Consider the following 14,750-nt stretch of genomic DNA (forward strand, 5'->3'; position numbering starts at 1 on the left):
GCCGGTGCGGGGTTCTGCTGCTGGCGCTGGCCCTCGTACAGGCGGCGGGGGTAATGCCGGCGGCGGGGCATGCGGCGCCCGGGTTGTCCTCCCCCCGGGACCCGGCCGCGGGGAAGAGCATCGGCATCAAGCTGCTCGACGCTCCGGAAAGCCGCCGTGCGGATCCCAGGGCGCACGCCTACATCGTCGACCACGTCGTGCCCGGCTCGACCATCGAGCGGCGGGTGGAGGTCACCAACGAGTCGTCCACGCCGATGCACGTCACCGTCTACGCGGCGGCGGCCACCATCGCGAAGGGTGAGTTCGCCTTCGCGCCGGAGCGCACCCCCAACGAGCTGACCGGCTGGACGTCACTCGACACGGCGGACCTAGAGCTGGCGGCCTCCGAAACGGCGCGGGTACGCACCACCATCCGGGTGCCCGGGGACGCCGCCGCCGGGGAGCGATACGGCGTCATCTGGGCGCAGACGGAGACCCCCACGGACCGCTCGCACAATGTGACGTTCCTGGGCCGGGTGGGCGTCCGCATGTACATCGACGTCGGTCCCGGTGGTGAGCCACCCTCGGACTTCGAGATCGAGCGGCTCTATCCGGCCCGAGCCCGCGACGGGCGGGCGGAGGTTCACGCCCGGATCCACAACACGGGGGGCCGTGCCCTGGACATCGGCGGGGCGCTCTCCGTCTTCGACGGGTCGGGCGGACTGCGCGTCGGACCGTTCCCGGCCAGGACGGGCACCACGCTGGCTCCGGGGGACGCCGCGGACGTCGTCGTCCCGTTGGACGCACAGCTGCCGGACGGCTCGTCGACCGTGGAGCTCGCGCTCAGGAGCGGCCTGGTCGAGCACACCACGCGTGCCACCGTCACCTTCCCCACGACTCCCGGCAGCACCGGAGCAGTCGTCGCGTCGGCCGCCCGGCAAGGGCACTTTCCCTCCCCTGTGCTCGCCGGGCTTTCGGCCCTCGTCGCCGCCCTGTGCCTTCTGCGCCTCAAGTTCCTCCGGCGCCGCCGGTGACCACTGCTAGCGCCCCTTTCGCGCCGGCGTCATCCTCGTCGGCGCTCTGTGGCGCGCCACTGGCCCACCCGCTGCGTTCGTCGGGTCTCGTGTGCTCCCCGCGATCACCACCGTGTTGTCTTCGCGAGCCCACTCACCGAAGCGCAAAGAGATATTCAGTTCACGAACAGTAGCGTCTTGTTGTCGGCGGTTTGGAAGCGGAGATGTCGGTGTCCAGGCAAGGGAGAGGGCGGGCTGAAGCAAGCCGCGGCCCGGGAGGAATGGGCGGCATGTTTCGACGGTGGCTGAGGGTGCGGGTCCGCAAGACGGGGGCGGTCATGACGGCCGGGGCGGCCGTCATGGCGATCGTCCTGGCCACAGTCTGGACCGCCACGGCTCAGCGCGCCTCCGTCGCCCAGGTCAACGGCCGCACGGTGCCGGTGATCGACACCGCCACCAACGGCCTCGCCGAATCCAGTGGCGGCGCCCCCACTGGCCCCGGCGGCGCAGACAGTGCCGCCGGCACCGGCAGTACCGGCCTCACATTCACGGTATTCGGTCCCTCCCTGACCATCGCCAAGAGTCACACGGACCCCTTCGTCCGGGGCGAGGACGGCGTCTACACCATTACTGTGGGCAATGCCGCAGCGGCCGGCCCGACCGATGGCACCACGGTCACCGTCCACGACACCCTCCCCGCAGGTCTCCGGGCCGACCGGATCACCGGGAAGGGATGGCACTGCGTTCTGGCCACCCTCACCTGTACCCGCGGCGACGTCCTGCCTGCCGGGCAGGACTACCCGCCCATCACCCTGAAGGTCGACGTCTCCTGCGACGCCCCTGCGCAGGTCACCAACACCGCTACCGTCACCGGAGGCGGTGACACCACCCTTCGCACCGCCGACGACACCACCACGATCAAGCACCACGAGCACCATGGGCACCACGGGCATGACGGCGACGGGCATGACGGCGACGGGCACGACGGGGGTCATGACCACTGCGATCGCCACGACCGCTGAACTCAGCCTGCGCGGGCGTAGCGGAAGGCGTGCCGGTCCGCCGTCTCCGCGTTGGTCGCGGAGCGCTCCTCGGCCTCGCCGGTGGATAGCTCCGGTTACCCAGGCCCCGCTGGAAGCGGTGGGTCCTCGGCACCCGGGGTTTGGAGGCGGCCGCCGCCCGCGCGGCCACCAGCTCGCCGCCGGCAGGTCCCGCTGATCGGCCGCGAGTTCCGAGGCCGCAGCGGACACGGCTCGGACATGACGCGTCTGGGGTGTGGTCAGTCCGGCAGATGCCAGGCGTCGGCCGCTTGCCGGGACCCAGGGCGCACCCGGGTGGTCGTTTCGGACAAGGAACTCGCGCTGCCCCGGCCGACGATGTGGACCTCGGCGTGGTCTCGCAACCAGTCCCCGAAGGCGCTCGCAGGCCGGTGTGCGGCTACGTCGATCGGCGGCGGGTGTTCATCCCCTCGGTGAGGGTTCCCCGCTGCCTCGCGGCGGTGGGAAGACCGGGGGTGGGCGGCCAGGGCTGGGTGACCCTGGACCATTCCGGCCGTCGCCACCGCGTCGAGTTGCTGTCGGCGCGTACGCGGACCGGTATGCCGAGGGCGTCGTTCAGGGTGAACGTGAAGTCCTCGGGGTTCGGGGGAGGGGGAATCGCCAGGCGAGCGAGCCTGCCGCAGTGGTGGGGCGCTCTCTGCGGTCGGCGGCCCGTGCGGGCGGCTCCGAAGGAAGGCGGCCAGGAGTGATCGGGATGGATCGAAGCCTTTGGTGCGCGGTGGCTGGTGCGCGCCGCCTCGAACTGCGGGGCGCACCGGTTGTCGCGCGGCCTTGACAGTGCGTCACGGGCTCAGAACCCTGGTTCCGTACTCCAGGAAGGCGAGGAACACGGCATGCCATGGGTTCACGAGAGTGGACGCCACCGGGGTTTCCCGGTGGCGGTGTTGGCGGACGGCAGCGAGCCGGCGCCGTTGCCGGACGGGCGCACCACCTGGTGGCTCTACAACGGTGCGGATGGTCCTCGGGCTGTTGCGGTGCGCGGTGGTTGCAGCTGTGGCTGGCGGGGTGAGCGGGTGCACCCGTTGGACTTCGGTGACGACGAAGCGACCCAGGCGGTGGGCGAGGCCACCGGGCCGTTCGCGGACTGGGAGTGGCACGTCGACCAGGCCGAGGGTGTGGTGCCGCGCGAGGTCGAGGAGCTGGTCGCGGCGCTGGTGGACCGGATCTGCGACCTGACGGAGAGCAGGCCGTACGCCGCCGCCCGTGCGGCTGCCCGGTTCGAGCGCGCCGCCGGTTCGACCGCGCTGCTGGCCGGCCGCAGGGCTCGCAGCAGCATGATGACCTGGGAGTACATCGGCCGCGCCTTCGGCTGCGGGCCGGAGGAGGCGCTGGAGCGGTTCGGCGAGACGCCGTACGACGCCGACCGGGGTGATGAGGACGAGCTCTGAGGTGTCAGTGCCCCCGGCGGGATCGGTGCGTCTGGTGCGTTCTGACCGTCGTCGGTCGGCTCGGCAGGACGACTTCGTCCTCGCCCGACCGGAGGCGTGAGATGGGGCCCCAGGCCTGCGGTCGACAGCTCCGAAAGTCATGCCCCGGCCCGGCCGTCGGGCACTGGCCCGCCGTCACGGCCCCGGAGGCGCCGCTACCGCCCGTCGGGCGGGGGAGGGATCGTGGCGGTGCCCGGTGCCGGTTCCGGCCAGACCAGCAGCACCGGGCAGGGCGCGTGGTCGACGACGAAACGGGACGCGGGGCCGAGGCTGTGGGGTCCCAGCCGGGTGCGGTCGCCGTCGCGGGCGAGGACGAGCAGCGCCGCGCCCTCGGCCGCCGCGACGACCTCGCGCTCGACCCGTCCGGTGCGCTCCACCCGGGTGCAGGGCCGTCCGAGACGCTCGGCCGCGGCGTCCAGGAGCTCCCGGGCGGAGGCCGCCGCCAGGCCCTCCACCCGGGTGCCGGGGTCGCGCTCGCGGTGGCCGCGGCCGAGCAGCCCGGCGAACGCGCCGTGCGCGACGCCGGGGATCTCCTGGCCGCTGACGTGGAGCAGGACGACCTCACCGTCGCGGGGAGCGTGGGCGCGGGCGGCGTCCACGCAGGCGGGCCAGGTGCCTTCGGTGATCCAGACGACGACGGTCACGCGATCAGCCTCCGATGATGTGCAGGGACCCCCACAGTGCCACCACGGCCACTGCCAGGGCGGCGGGTACGACGAGCAGTCCGAGCCGGGTGAACTCGCCCAGGCCGACCTCGGTGTCGTGCTCGCGCACGATGCGCCGCCACAGCAGGGTGGCCAGCGAGCCGGCGTAGGTGAGGTTGGGGCCGATGTTGACCCCGAGCAGCACCGCCAGCACGGCCCCGGAACCCGATGGCACGGCCAGCGGGAGCAGGACGAGGGTGGCCGGCAGGTTGTTGATGACGTTTGCGAGCACCGCGGCCAGCGCCGCGATGCCGAGCAGCGCGGGCAGCGAGGAGCCGTGGGGCACGAGGTGCCCGAGCGCGGAGGCCAGCCCGTTGTCGACCACGGCCCGGACCACGATGCCGAGCGCCAGGACGAAGGCCAGGAACGGTACGGCGGCCGAGCGCACGATCGCCACCGGGGTGGTGCGACGCCGGATGAGGGCCCGGGCGGCGAGGACCAGCGCGCCGGCCAGGGCCGCCCAGGCCGGATCGACGCCGACGATCGAGGTCAGGACGAATCCGGCCAGCGTGCAGGCGACGGTGACGAGCGCGAACAGCGGCGTCTCCGGCGCCTCCGCCTCGCCCGCGGCCGGGGCACCCGCCGCCAGATCGGCGGCGAAGAAGCGGCGCAGCACCACGTACTCCACGGCGATGGCCGCCAGCCACGGCAGCGCCATCAAGGCGGCGAACCGGGTGAAGCTCAGCCCGCTGGCGGCGAACGCGAGCAGGTTGGTGAGGTTGGAGACCGGCAGCAGCAGCGAGGCGGTGTTCGACAGGTGGGTACAGGCGTACAGATGCGGCTTGGGGCGCGCGCCCAGCCGGGCCGCGGTGACGAACACCACCGGCGTCAGCAGCACCACGGTGGCGTCCAGGCTGAGCGCCGCCGTGACCACCGAGGCGACCACGAACACCTGCACCAGCAGCCGCCGCGGACTCCCGGCCGACGTCCGGGCCATCCACGCCCCGCAGGCACGGAACAGGCCCTCGTCGTCACACAGTTGCGCCAGCACCAGCACGGCCGCCAGGAACCCGATCACCGGCCCGAGCCGCTGCGCCTCGGCCACCGCCTGATCCCAGGAGATCGCGCCTGTGGCGATCACCAGCCCGGCCGCCGGCACCGCGACCACGGCCTCCGGCCAGCCCCACGGCCGTACCACCGCGCAGACCAGGACCAGCGCCAGCAGCCCGACGGACAGCGCTTCGGCGGATGACGTACTCAGGGTTCGCTCCTCGCAGGTGACGGTGGCCACCCACCCGGTCCGGAAACACGCAGGTGAGCCGGTAGGAAATGTACCGGTCGGCCTCCGCGCCGCCGGCGTCGACGCGGGAAGGCACTCGCCCCGGTGATCCTCGCCGGGGCGGTCCTCGCGCTCGGCCACACCGGGTGGCCGCTCCTCGGCGCGCTCTTCGCGGCTGTCGGCGCGGCAGGGCCGCCGGTGGCCGCGTGGGCCGAGCGGACCCGCCCCGGGAAACCGGGTGCCGAACCCGCCGCGGAGCGCCCGCGAGGTGGATCCCCGCTGCCGCAGGCCGAACAGCGATATCGAATCGGCGACAGGACCGGTGGTGCCGCGGGGTGAATTCGTCTTTTCCGGGCCTGAAGTGCCGTGTGAGGAAAAAGCTGGGGCCGGAATTCCGCCATCCGTTGCCAGGTGTCGATCAACGGCGACCTGCGAGTCCACGGGGCCTTCCGTGCCGACAAGTGACGCCGGCTTGACGGGGTGACAGCGGCCCTCGTTCCCCGTTCGTCCGGGGAGCGAGGGCCGCTGTCCGTGAGAAGGTCACATCCGGCGGACCCGCAGCACGCTGGTGAGCATCGGGAGGGTGAACTCGCCGGCGCCGGTCTCCGGCCGGTCGGCGAGGTAGGCGCGGGTGGCGTCCAGCAGGGCCTTCCGTTCCTGCTCCGGCATGACCAGGACGCCCGCCTTCGTCGAGAGGGTGGCGACGAGGGAGTCGGCGGTCCGCCGCTGCCCGTGGGGGAACTGCGCCTGCTCGGGCGAGTCGAACCGGGCGTCCCCGCCGGACTCGGGGAGGTGCATCCGTGCCGTCTCGACGCGCCAGCCGGCGGGCACGTCGCGCGGGCCGACGGCGGCGGGGCCGGTGACGCGGGCGAGGCCGGCCACCCAGTCGACCCGGTCGTCGAAGACGTTCCACAGGCCGGCCAGCACACCGCCGGGGGCGAGGACCCTGGCGATCTCCGGCCCCGCGACGTCCATGTCGAACCAGTGCATGGCGTTGCCGGACACCACGGCGTCGACGGAGCCGTCCGGCAGCGGGATCGCCTCCGCTCGTCCCGGCAACGCGCGGACGGTCGGCAGCGCGGCACGCAGTTCGGCCAGCATCGCCGGGTCGGGTTCGACCGAGACGACGTCGTGGCCCAGGGCGACCAGCGCGGCGGTGAGCTTGCCCGTCCCGGCGCCGAGGTCGAGCACCCGCGGGCCGGGCGCGGCCTCGAGGGCCCAGCGCACCGCGGCCAGGGCGTAGTCCGGGCGGTGTTCGGCGTAGGCGCCCGCCGCCCGGCCGAACGACGAGCTGTGCAGCCGCCGTTCGTCCTGCGCCGACCCCTGGTGGTGCTGTGTGTCGTCCTTGGTTCCCGTCATCGAAGCCCCCGCTGATCGGCAGTCTGACCCCGGCTCGATATATCGAACCGATACATCGAGACGATAGGTACCGGAGTGCTTCAGTGCAAGGTCCACTTCTTCCGGTCGACGGTCAGGACCGGTGCCCGACGGGGCGAACGATGAAACTGAACGTGTTCAGATTTCTGGGCTACGATGGGTCCCGAGGAACCGAGGCAAGAGGGGGAGCCCATGAAGGTCGTCATCGCCGGTGGATCCGGCGAGCTCGGGACGCTGCTCGACCGGCGCCTGACCGCCGCCGGGCACCAGGTCGTCGTGCTCGGCCGCAGGCCCGCCGGGCCCCGGCAGGTCGGTTGGGACGGACGGACCCTCGGCGCCTGGGCGGCCGAGATCGACGGCGCCGACGTCGTGCTCAACCTCGCCGGGCGCAGCGTCAACTGCCGCTACACCGAGGCGAACCGGCAGGAGATGATGGACTCGCGGGTGCAGTCCACCCGGGTCGTCGGCGAGGCCGTCGCCGCTGCCCGCCGCCCGCCCGCGTGCTGGCTCCAGATGAGCACCGCCACGGTCTACGCCCACCGCCACGACGCCCCCAACGACGAGCGGGACGGCCTGATCGGCGGCAGCGAGCCCGACGCCCCGCCCGCCTGGCGGTACAGCATCGACGTCGCCCAGGCCTGGGAGCGCACCCTGGCGGAGGCCGACACCCCGCACACCCGCCGGGTCGCGCTGCGTACCGCCGCCGTCCTCGGCCCCGAGCGCGGCGGCTCGCTCGACGCGCTCTCCTGGCTGGCCCGGCTCGGCGTCGGCGGGCCGGTCGCGGGCGGCGCCCAGTACGTCTCCTGGATCCACGAGCGGGACTTCGCCCGCGCCGTCGAGTTCCTGATCGCCCGCGAGGACCTCACCGGGCCGGTCAACCTCGCCGCCCCGAACCCGCTGCCCCAGCGCGAGTTCATGCGCGAGCTGCGCACCGCCTGGGGCATGCCGCTGGCCCTGCCCGCCACCCGCTGGATGGCCGAACTGGGCGCCTTCGCGATGCGCTCCGACACCGAGCTGCTGCTGAAGAGCCGCCGCGTCGTCCCGACCCGCCTGCTCGACGCGGGCTTCGCCTTCGACCACCCGAGCTGGCCGGAGGCCGCCCGCGACCTCGTCCGGCGGCTGCGCGGGCGGTAGCGCGCCGCTTCGACGGCCGCCGTGTGGCGGGTTCGTCACGGGGCCGTCACAGCTCCCCGTCGGCGCTTGCCCGGGCCCGGCGGTCCCGGGGACCGTGGAGGCAACACGCGCGGTCGATCAGGGGGCGGGATGCGGACGGTACGGCTGTCGTTCATGCGGCAGTGGGGAAGCAACATCGGGATCGGCTGCGCCGTGGCGGTGGCGACGATGTTCGCGCTCGGCGGGTCCGGGGCCACCGGCGCCGGGACGGCCACCTTCATCGGCGTGCTGATCGGCGGCGCGGCTGCCGCCGGGGTGCCGCACACCTTCCGGCTGCGGGAGGACGAGGACGGCCTCACCCTGGTCCGGCTGCTGGCCACGCGCCGCTACGCCTGGTCGGAGATCAGCGGCCTGGCCATGGAGTTCGGCGAGGAGGTCGAGACCAGCGGCCACCACGTGACCCTGCGCCTGCGCCTGGTGGACCCGCCGGGCCGGTTCTGGGGCCCGCAGCTCGGCCGGATCGACGTCACCGAGGACGACCGGCCACGCGGCGTCGAACCGCGCGCCCTGGCCGAGCTGTTCGCGGTCTTCGGCCGGCACGGGGTGCCCGTCGACCAGCCGGAGTTCGCGAACGCCGTGCTCCACGTCTACGGCCTGCCGCCGCTGCCGCCCCAGCCGGTGCGGCAGGTGCCGGCCGGCCCGGTGCCCACGGCGGCGGAGGCCTACGCGGACGCCCCGGACGTCGCGCAGGAGGAGAAGGACCTGGCCGCCCGCCGGAGCACCGTCAAGAGTCCGCCCCGCAAGCGGCGCGAGCACCTGCTGCGCGCCGCCGCCCGGGCCGACCGCATCGCCCTGGCGGGCGACGACGGCGACCCGCACGAGGTGGTGCGGGCGCGGATAGCGGCCGGGGAGCTGACCGAACACGACCGCGTCACCGCCGACGGCGACGGCGCGCGTCGGTACGTCCGCCAGCAGTACCTGGACTGGCGCCGGACCACCGCCGAGCCGCGGCGGGGCCGGAGGACGGCTCGCTGACGGGTCGAGCGCTGCGGGCTGTGCCTCGGACCACCCGCGTGCCGACATCGGGCACCGGCGCCCCCGACGGTCAGCCCGGCCCCGGCGGCCCGGACCGTGACCCGCGTACGAGCCCTCGCGCCGCCGCACCGAGCAGGGCGGCGCCACCGACGGCGAGCAGGCCGTGGTGCTGGGAGGCCCACAGCTGGGTGCTGCGCTCCCTGGCCTCGTCGTCGAAGCGGCCGTGCGCACCGTGGTCGTGGGAAGTGTCCGACGGCGTCCAGAGGTTGGCGAGGCCGTCCGCCCGCCGGGGGCCGTCCTCCTGCTGGGCGTCGATGCCGGTCCGGGCGAGGTAACGGTCGAGCAGGCCGGGGGCGAGCGCGTTGGCGACCAGGGTGCCGACGGTGCTGCCGCCCACCCAGTACTCCCGCCGCCCGGGGTGGTCGGCGGCGAACCGCACGGCGCGGGCGGCGAGTTCGGGCTGGTACACGGGTGCGACGGGGCGGGGGCGGCCACGCAGCCGGTTGAGCACCCAGTCGAACTGCGGGGTGTTGACGGCGGGCATCTGGACCATCGTCACCCGCACCGCCGTTCCGCTGGCGAGCAGTTCGCAGCGCAGCGCCTCGTGCCAGCCCTGGAGGGCGTGCTTGGCGCCGCTGTAGGCGGTCTGCAGCGGGATGCCCCGGTAGGCGATCGCCGAGCCGACCTGCACGATCGTGCCGTGGTCGCGCGGCAGCATCCGGCGCAGCGCGGCGCGGGTGGCGTTGACGTACCCGAGGTAGGTGACGTCGGTGACCCGGCGGAACTCGGCCGGGCTGATCTCGGTGAAGGGCGCGAAGACCGAGGCGAAGGCGTCGTTGACCCAGACGTCGATCGGCCCGAACTCGGCCTCGGCACGGGCGGCGACGGCCTCGCAGGCCTGCGGGTCGGCCACGTCGGCCGGCACGGTGCGCACCGGCGAGCCGGCGGCCCGGGCCTCGGCCGAGGCGGCGCGCAGTCCGGCCGGGCCCCGGGCGACCAGCACCAGCCGGTGGCCCCCGGTGGCGAAGGCGCGGACGCAGGCCCGACCGATTCCGGCGGTCGCGCCGGTGATGACGACGGTGCGGGGTTTCGAACGGCTGAGGATCCTCATGGTGGGCGTCTGGCCGGACCGTCCCCGCCGAAACCCGACGGGCGGGAGCCGGGGTCGGGATCGTCCTGCGGCGGCCCGGTGCACCCGTCGTCGTGCCGGCGCAGGTGCCGGACGGGGATCAGCAGCCAGCAGCAGACGAACCAGAGCATGACCGCCGCGGTGATCCAGCCCGCCGCCGCCGAGCCGGTGGCCGTCCGCAGCAGGAGCAGCAGGGCGGAGCCGATGGTCGGCGCGAGCAGCAGCAGGCCGACGGCCACCAGCCGGGCCGCCGCGTTCACCAGCTCGGGCTTCAGCCGGTGGCCGGCGAAGATCCGGTGGTAGGCCACCGGGGCCGCCAGCGAGCCGGTCGCCAGTGCCCCGAGGACGACGGTGACCACGTACAGGCCCCGGTCGAAGCCGCCGAGCTGGGCGAAGCGCGGCATGAAGACGACGCTCAGCAGGAACCCGAACAGCACCTGGGAGCCGGTCTGGGCCACCCGCACCTCCTGGAGCAGGTCGCTCCAGCGCCGGTCCGCCCGTTCGTCGGGGGTCTCCCGCCGTCCCGTCCGGTGGTGGGGTGCGCGGGTCTCAGGGTCGGTGCCCGGTGCCGCCACGGTGATCGCCTCGCCTCCTGTTCGTCGGCGCGTCTAGCCACAGCCCGCCCGGTCAAACGCGGGTCGGGCGGGCGGTCGGGCGGAGGGACCGGCCCGACTTTTCCTCCGCGCGGCGTTTCCGGGTCCCCGCAGTGGTTAGCCGCGCTGCGGGGGGCCGGGCCGTGAAGGACGTGAAGGAGGAACACCGTGTCCCCGAAGGTTTCCGACCAGATCCTGGAACGACTGCGCGACTGGGACGTCGAGTACGTCTTCGGCTACCCCGGCGACGGCATCAACGGGCTGCTCGCGGCCTGGGGCCGGGCCGACAACCGTCCGGTGTTCATCCAGGCCCGGCACGAGGAGATGGCCGCGTTCGAGGCCGTCGGCTACGCCAAGTTCTCCGGGCGCACCGGTGTGTGCGCGGCGACGTCCGGGCCGGGCGCGATCCACCTGCTCAACGGGCTGTACGACGCCAAGCTGGACCACGTGCCGGTGGTCGCGATCGTCGGGCAGACCGACCGCAGCGCGATGGGCGGCTCCTACCAGCAGGAGGTGGACCTGCTCAGCCTGTACAAGGACGTCGCCGCCGAGTACTGCCAGATGGTGACCGTCCCCGAGCAGCTGCCCAACGTGCTGGACCGGGCGATGCGCACCGCCGCCGCCCGGCGCACGGTGACCGCCGTGATCGTGCCCGCCGACGTCCAGGAGCTGGACTACAGCCCGCCGGAGCACGCGTTCAAGATGGTGCCCTCCAGCCTGGGCGATCCGCGGTGGACGGTCGTGCCGCAGGAGGAGGAACTGCAGCGTGCCGCCGAGGTGCTGAACTCCGGGCGGAAGGTCGCGATGCTGGTCGGCCAGGGCGCCCGTGGCGCCCGCCGACAGGTCGAGGAGGTCGCCGAACTGCTCGGCGCGGGCGTGGCCAAGGCGCTGCTCGGCAAGGACGCGCTGCCCGACGTGCTGCCGTACGTGACCGGGTCGATCGGCCTGCTGGGCACCCGCCCCTCGTACGAGCTGATGCGGGACTGCGACACCCTGCTCACCGTCGGCTCCAGCCTCCCCTACACCCAGTTCCTGCCCGGGTTCGAGCAGGCCAGGGGCGTACAGATCGACCTCGACCCGTTCATGGTCGGGCTGCGCTACCCGTACGAGGTCAACCTCGTCGGCGACGCCGCCCGCACCCTGGACGCGCTGCTGCCGCTGCTGGTCCGCAAGGAGGACCGGGACTGGCAGCGCACCGTGTGCGACAACACCGAGCGCTGGTGGGAGGTGATGGAGCGGCGGGCCGGGGTCGAGGCGGACCCGATCAACCCCGAGTACGCGGTCCACGCCCTGGACCACCTGCTGCCCGACGACGCCATGGTCGCCGCCGACTCCGGCTCCGCCGCCAACTGGTACGCCCGCCACCTGCGCTTCCGCGGCCGGATGCGCGGCTCGCTGTCCGGCACCCTGGCGACCATGGGCCCGGGCGTGCCGTACGCGATCGGCGCCAAGTTCGCCCACCCGGACCGGCCCGCGATCGCCATCGTCGGCGACGGCGCCATGCAGATGAACGGCCTCGCCGAACTGATCACCGTCGCCAAGTACTGGCAGCGGTGGGACGACCCGCGTCTGGTGGTGGCGGTGCTCAACAACCGCGACCTCAACCAGGTCACCTGGGAGATGCGGGCGATGCAGGGCGCGCCGAGCTTCCTGCCCTCGCAGCAGCTCCCGGACGTCGACTACGCCGGCTTCGCCCGCGGCCTCGGCCTCGGCGGCGAGTGCGCCGACCAGCCCGGGCAGGTGCCCGACGGCTGGCAGCGCGCCCTGGCCGCCGACCGCCCGTACGTGCTGGAGCTGGTCACCGACCCGGCCGTCCCGCCGATCCCGCCGCACGCCACCTGGGACCAGATCCAGGCCGCCGCCGAGTCCGTGCTACGCGGTGACGCCGACCGCGCCGCGATGGTCCGCCAGGGCTTCCGGGCCAAGCTCCAGGAGCTCCTGCCCTCCTTCGGAGGCCGCCATGGGCGCCACTGACCCGGCCCGGCGCGGCATCGACCTCGTGGTGCGCAACATCCGCACCGGCCGCTTCCAGCGCTCGCTGGCCCTGGCCACCGCCGGCGGCTCGGTGATCACCGCCGCCGAGATCTACCTGGAGCACGACCGGGCCGGCTTCGGCAACCGCGTCATGTGGTGGCCGGTGTGGCTGGGCCCGGTCGGCGCGGCCGCCGGGGTGGCCGGGGCGTGCAGCCCGCGCGCGGCGCACACGCTGCTGCCGGTCGCCTCCGCCGCGATCACCGCCAACGGTCTGCAGGGCACCTGGCTGCACGTGCGGGGCATCGCCGAGAAGCCCGGCGGCTGGGCGATGGCCCGCTACAACGTGGAGATGGGCCCGCCGCTGTTCGCACCGCTGCTGATGAGCCTGGTCGGAGGGATGGGACTGCTCGCCGCCGTCCTGCGCCGGGAGTCGCGCGATGCCTGAACCCCGACGCGAACCGCGCTTCCCCGGCTACGACGTGCTCGGCCAGCTGCGGCACTGGGACCCGCAGACCGTCGCCGTCGTGCTCTCCCGCACCGGCCCGCAGCCGCCGCTGCGCTTCTTCACCCCCGCCGAGGAGGCCACCGCCCGCGCCCTGCTCGACCAGCTGCTCGACCACCCGGCCGTCCCGCTGCTCGGGATGATCGACGCCCGCCTCGCCGAGCGGCAGACCGACGGCTGGCACCACGGCGACATGCCCGAGGACGACGAGGCCTGGCGCCGCACCCTGCGCGCACTCGACGAGGACGCCGACGGCCCCTTCGCCGACCTCACCGACACCCAGCAGCGGGCACTGATCGGCCGGGTCCAGGAGACGGGGGACGCGCGCTGGCACGGCCTGCCCGCGCGGCACGTGTGGAGCCTGTGGACCCGCTACGCCTGCACCGCCTACTACGCCACCCCCACCGCCTGGAACGAGATCGGCTTCGGCGGCCCCGCCCACCCCCGCGGCTACCTGCGCCTCGGCATCGGCCTGCGCGAGCCCTGGGAGGTCCCCGACGCCCACTCCCGGCCACCCCGCCCACCCGACCGGCGCCCGCCCGGCCCGGTGCCGCCCGCCACCGACCCCGGCCGGCACTCCCGGCTGCGCGCCGCCGCCGAGACCGTACGGGCCAACGCCGCCGCCGAACGCGAGGTCCGCCGCACCAACGCCTCCGCCTGGCTGCTGCCGTCCGACGGCCACGGCTTCGACCACACCCTGGTGCGCGACATGCGCCGCTACGAAGACGCCGACGAGGTCGACCTGCTGATCGTCGGCTGCGGCGCGGGCGGCTCCACCCTCGCCCAGCGGATGGCCCGCCGGGGCTGGCGCGTCGTCGTGCTGGAGGCCGGGCCGTTCTGGGACCCGTCGGCCGACTGGGTCAGCGACGAGGCCGGCTCCCACCACCTGTACTGGACCGAGCCGCGGGTCATCAGCGGCACCGACCCGGTGCCGCTGGGATCCAACAACTCCGGCCGTGGCGTGGGCGGTTCGATGGTCCACTTCGCCGGGTACGCGCCCCGCTTCCACCCCTCCGACTTCCACACCCACACCGTCGACGGCGTCGGCGCCGACTGGCCGATCGACTACACCGACCTGCGGGAGTCCTACCGCCGGCTGGAGTACGAGCTGCCCGTCGCCGGCCAGTACTGGCCCTGGGGCGAACCCCACCCCTACCCGCACCCGCCGCACCCCGTCGGCGGCAACGGCGAGGTCTTCCTGCGCGGCGCCGCCGCCCTCGGCATCCAGGCCAGGGTCGGCCCCGTCGCCATCACCAACGGTCGCTTCGGCCGCCGCCCGCACTGCGTCTACCGGGGCTTCTGCCTCCAGGGCTGCAAGGTCAACGCCAAGGCCTCCCCGCTGATCACCCACGTCCCCGACGCCCTCGCGCACGGCGCCGAGATCCGCGCCGACTGCACCGCCACCGCCGTCGAACTCGACCACGACGGACTCGCCCGCGGCGTCCGCTACTTCCACCACGGCCGCGAACACCTCCAGCGCGCCCGCACCGTCGCCGTCGCCGGGTACGCCATCGAGACCCCGCGCCTGCTGCTCAACTCCGCCTGCCCGCGTTTCCCCGACGGCCTGTGCAACGACCACGACCTGGTCGGCCGCTACGTCATGGTGCAGGGCGCCCCGCAGACCTCC

General features: G+C 74.0%; 12 protein-coding genes and 1 pseudogene. 8 read left to right on the forward strand and 5 right to left on the reverse strand.

Annotated features, from left to right (window positions below; genetic code table 11):
• Positions 1–83: 83 nt before the first annotated feature.
• From ACIQ87_RS06820 to ACIQ87_RS06830, 3 genes are all read left to right on the forward strand, one after another.
• The gene (locus tag ACIQ87_RS06820) at positions 84–1,013 is read left to right on the forward strand and encodes a peptidase (protein ID WP_402402609.1); all 930 of its coding nucleotides are present in this window, start codon (positions 84–86) and stop codon (positions 1,011–1,013) included.
• A gap of 338 nt (positions 1,014–1,351) precedes the next feature.
• On the forward strand, positions 1,352–2,014 hold the full coding sequence (locus tag ACIQ87_RS06825) for a hypothetical protein (RefSeq protein ID WP_402402612.1): 663 nt from the start codon (positions 1,352–1,354) through the stop codon (positions 2,012–2,014).
• Positions 2,015–2,883: 869 nt separating this feature from the next.
• Complete coding sequence (locus tag ACIQ87_RS06830) at positions 2,884–3,438, forward strand: hypothetical protein (protein WP_402402615.1); 555 nt, start codon at positions 2,884–2,886, stop codon at positions 3,436–3,438.
• A gap of 194 nt (positions 3,439–3,632) precedes the next feature.
• Here ACIQ87_RS06830 and ACIQ87_RS06835 read toward each other — a convergent pair whose 3' ends face one another.
• The 3 genes from ACIQ87_RS06835 to ACIQ87_RS06845 all read right to left on the reverse strand — a co-directional run bounded on the left by ACIQ87_RS06835 (position 3,633) and on the right by ACIQ87_RS06845 (position 6,759).
• On the reverse strand, positions 3,633–4,121 hold the full coding sequence (locus tag ACIQ87_RS06835) for a universal stress protein (RefSeq protein WP_402402617.1): 489 nt from the start codon (positions 4,119–4,121) through the stop codon (positions 3,633–3,635).
• A 4-nt stretch (positions 4,122–4,125) separates the two neighbouring features.
• Positions 4,126–5,382: an SLC13 family permease gene (locus ACIQ87_RS06840; protein ID WP_402402751.1), complete on the reverse strand. Its 1,257-nt coding sequence runs from the start codon at positions 5,380–5,382 to the stop codon at positions 4,126–4,128.
• 558 nt (positions 5,383–5,940) lie between these two features.
• Positions 5,941–6,759: a class I SAM-dependent methyltransferase gene (locus ACIQ87_RS06845; protein WP_402402620.1), complete on the reverse strand. Its 819-nt coding sequence runs from the start codon at positions 6,757–6,759 to the stop codon at positions 5,941–5,943.
• A 210-nt stretch (positions 6,760–6,969) separates the two neighbouring features.
• Here ACIQ87_RS06845 and ACIQ87_RS06850 point away from each other — a divergent pair, with 210 nt between their 5' ends.
• Positions 6,970–7,911, forward strand: coding sequence for a TIGR01777 family oxidoreductase (locus ACIQ87_RS06850; RefSeq protein ID WP_402402623.1), 942 nt, complete (start codon positions 6,970–6,972; stop codon positions 7,909–7,911).
• A 153-nt stretch (positions 7,912–8,064) separates the two neighbouring features.
• On the forward strand, positions 8,065–8,925 hold the full coding sequence (locus ACIQ87_RS06855; RefSeq protein WP_402402626.1) for a PH domain-containing protein: 861 nt from the start codon (positions 8,065–8,067) through the stop codon (positions 8,923–8,925).
• A gap of 70 nt (positions 8,926–8,995) precedes the next feature.
• On the opposite strand, the gene ACIQ87_RS06860 is transcribed toward ACIQ87_RS06855, so the two are convergent.
• Both ACIQ87_RS06860 and ACIQ87_RS06865 read right to left on the reverse strand, forming a co-directional pair.
• On the reverse strand, positions 8,996–10,036 hold the full coding sequence (locus tag ACIQ87_RS06860; protein ID WP_402402629.1) for an SDR family oxidoreductase: 1,041 nt from the start codon (positions 10,034–10,036) through the stop codon (positions 8,996–8,998).
• Positions 10,033–10,629 carry a DUF6328 family protein gene (locus ACIQ87_RS06865; RefSeq protein ID WP_402402631.1) on the reverse strand — a complete coding sequence of 199 codons (597 nt, stop codon included), beginning with the start codon at positions 10,627–10,629 and terminating at the stop codon, positions 10,033–10,035. The genes ACIQ87_RS06860 and ACIQ87_RS06865 overlap by 4 nt, the downstream gene beginning before the upstream one ends.
• A 186-nt stretch (positions 10,630–10,815) precedes the next feature.
• Between ACIQ87_RS06865 and ACIQ87_RS06870 the strand changes: the two genes are divergently transcribed.
• From ACIQ87_RS06870 to ACIQ87_RS06880, 3 genes and pseudogenes are all read left to right on the forward strand, one after another.
• Positions 10,816–12,621, forward strand: a complete 1,806-nt coding sequence (locus tag ACIQ87_RS06870; protein WP_402402634.1) for a thiamine pyrophosphate-requiring protein — start codon at positions 10,816–10,818, stop codon at positions 12,619–12,621.
• A complete protein-coding gene (locus ACIQ87_RS06875) occupies positions 12,608–13,066 on the forward strand; it encodes a hypothetical protein (RefSeq protein ID WP_402402637.1) in 459 nt (152 codons plus the stop codon). The genes ACIQ87_RS06870 and ACIQ87_RS06875 overlap by 14 nt, the downstream gene beginning before the upstream one ends.
• Positions 13,059–14,657, forward strand: a pseudogene (locus ACIQ87_RS06880) (gluconate 2-dehydrogenase subunit 3 family protein); the annotation flags it as partial. The gene ACIQ87_RS06875 and the pseudogene ACIQ87_RS06880, both read left to right, overlap by 8 nt.
• Positions 14,658–14,750: the final 93 nt, after the last annotated feature.

The sequence above is a fragment of the Kitasatospora sp. NPDC096204 genome (assembly GCF_044763205.1).
Taxonomy (GTDB): Bacteria; Actinomycetota; Actinomycetes; order Streptomycetales; family Streptomycetaceae; genus Kitasatospora.

Bases quoted from the DNA above. Each gene is read 5' to 3' on its own strand.
- ACIQ87_RS06830 (WP_402402615.1), top strand. From the start codon at position 2,884: ATGCCATGGGTTCACGAGAGTGGACGCCACCGGGGTTTCCCGGTGGCG.
- ACIQ87_RS06860 (WP_402402629.1), bottom strand. From the start codon at position 10,036: ATGAGGATCCTCAGCCGTTCGAAACCCCGCACCGTCGTCATCACCGGC.
- ACIQ87_RS06850 (WP_402402623.1), top strand. From the start codon at position 6,970: ATGAAGGTCGTCATCGCCGGTGGATCCGGCGAGCTCGGGACGCTGCTC.
- ACIQ87_RS06825 (WP_402402612.1), top strand. From the start codon at position 1,352: ATGGCGATCGTCCTGGCCACAGTCTGGACCGCCACGGCTCAGCGCGCC.
- ACIQ87_RS06855 (WP_402402626.1), top strand. From the start codon at position 8,065: ATGCGGCAGTGGGGAAGCAACATCGGGATCGGCTGCGCCGTGGCGGTG.
- ACIQ87_RS06875 (WP_402402637.1), top strand. From the start codon at position 12,608: ATGGGCGCCACTGACCCGGCCCGGCGCGGCATCGACCTCGTGGTGCGC.
- ACIQ87_RS06845 (WP_402402620.1), bottom strand. From the start codon at position 6,759: ATGACGGGAACCAAGGACGACACACAGCACCACCAGGGGTCGGCGCAG.